Origin of the sequence: Frankia sp. AgKG'84/4, assembly GCF_023242965.2 — a bacterium.
Classification (GTDB): domain Bacteria; phylum Actinomycetota; class Actinomycetes; order Frankiales; family Frankiaceae; genus Frankia.
This window is the reverse complement of sequence record NZ_JALKFU020001028.1, coordinates 1-1739: the sequence shown is the minus strand read 5'-3', so window position 1 is coordinate 1739 and position 1739 is coordinate 1. Positions and strand designations below refer to the sequence as shown.

Sequence of the window (1739 nt, the reverse complement as noted above, 5' to 3'; positions counted from 1 at the left end):
CCGCCGCCCGGCGCGGCGGGTCGAGCTCGTCCGCGGTCCGGTCCGTGTGGTCCATCACGCCCATCTCTACTGCCCTCGGTCCGTCGGCTCGATCGTGAAGGACTTGGCGACGTCGCCGATCTGCTGCCCGTGCTGGGCGTAGCACAGCGACGAACACGCGAGTACGAGCTGGTAGAGCACGGTCTGTGCGGTGTCGAGCAGGCTCGTCTGGTCGATGGTGACCAGCCCGGCGTCGGTCCGGACCTGGTAGACGAGGTGCACGCCGTGCACGCCGTCCCTGCCTCGGACGGGGACATCCGCCAGCAGCAGGAAGTTCGGCGTCAGGCGGGCGCTGTATGGGTTCTCCCGGACCGCCTTCTCCTGGTCGGCCTCGGCGTCGTCGACGGCCACCACCAGGTTGCGCAGGGAGTTGGTCGACACCGCGTTCGCCTCCTCTGGCAGGAGGTGACGGACCTGCGCGAACCCCTTCGGCGCCAGGGCGTCCGGCACCAGCAACTGGCTGTCGTCGAACCGCGCCGCGGCGTCGATACCGACAACCCATTCACGCGACATCAGGCCCTGCAGCATCTCGGGACTGACGCTGCGCGCATCGATCCCGAACAGGGCCGGGCCGGGCATCTCCTGGTGGTTCCAGCTGTTCGGAACCCGTAGAAACACACCGTCCTTCTTGTTTGTCACATATTCGTAACTCGGCGAGCCGCAGCCACTGGCCAACAGCAGCACCGTCGTTACGGTGAGCGCCAGCAACGTGCTGGGCAGGGACTTTCGGCGCGGACTGACCGTCCGACGTCGAACCTCCACGGCAAACCTCCAGCCTCGCGAGGTCGAACCCATGGTGCGGCGTCGGGCCATGGTCCTTCACATTCTCGGGAAGTGTGACGCGAAATCAGGCCGGAGTTCGCAACAATTACCAGAAAGAGCGAGACACTTTACCCTCCGCAATCGCGAGCTGGCGCAACGCCCAACCCAGCGCCCACTGACGCGGGCGAGCGGGCGCCGTGCCCGCCCGGACGCCGGGCGGATGCCTGCCGGAGCACTACCCGGCCCCCGCGAGCCGAATCCGGCCCCCGGCACCGACGCGCCTGGTCACCCGTTGCGGGCGTCACCCGACCGGCCGTCAGTCCGGCCGGGTGACGCCCGCCCCGCTGGTCCATCACGGATGGTGCATCGCGCCACCGTCGCCGCACCCGGACAGCACAGTCCGGGCCACATCGGGACACCGGCCCGGCCGGCGCACGCAACCGACTGAGGCACACTGTCGCTATGGCGCACTATCGGCGTGGGCGAAAGGTTCCGGCCCTTCGTCCGACTCGCCGCCACTTCGTCGGCGGTGTGATGGTCGTCGCGGTCTTCGCCCTCGTGGGCCTCACCGCGTGGAACCCGGTCGCGGCCCTGCCCGCACTGGGCGTGATCATCGTGTTCGGCGTGGTCGACTGGGCGATCGTCACGGCCTCCCCCGGCGCGGGGGACCTGCCGTCCGGCCCGGCCGCCTTCGACGGCGACGAACCGGCCTGGGACGGCGGGCTCGACACCCCCACCCAGGTGCTGCCGCGCCTGACCTTCGGCTACGCCCGCGCGGTCCACCAGGGCGAGGAGTACGAGGAGCCGGATCAGGACGCCGTGCGCACGATGGCGATCGACATGCGGGGCTACCTGGACGAGGCGGGGCCCGGCCGGATGGGCTGACGCGCCGGGCGGGGTGTCAGCGTCCCGGCGGGCCCGGCCGGGCGGCCCAGCGC

At 70.6% G+C, this 1739-nt stretch carries 2 protein-coding genes; one reads left to right on the top strand and one right to left on the bottom strand.

Annotation, left to right across the window (positions count from 1 at the left end; genetic code table 11):
* Positions 1-66: 66 nt before the first annotated feature.
* A complete protein-coding gene (locus MXD58_RS26995; protein ID WP_248838319.1) occupies positions 67-801 on the bottom strand; it encodes a hypothetical protein in 735 nt (244 codons plus the stop codon).
* A 462-nt stretch (positions 802-1263) separates the two neighbouring features.
* On the opposite strand from MXD58_RS26995, the gene MXD58_RS26990 reads away from it, so the two are divergent.
* Complete coding sequence (locus MXD58_RS26990) at positions 1264-1686, top strand: hypothetical protein (protein ID WP_248838318.1); 423 nt, start codon at positions 1264-1266, stop codon at positions 1684-1686.
* Positions 1687-1739: the final 53 nt, after the last annotated feature.

Excerpts from the sequence above, each read along its gene's own strand:
- MXD58_RS26990 (WP_248838318.1), top strand. The coding sequence starts at position 1,264 with ATGGCGCACTATCGGCGTGGGCGAAAGGTTCCGGCCCTTCGTCCGACT.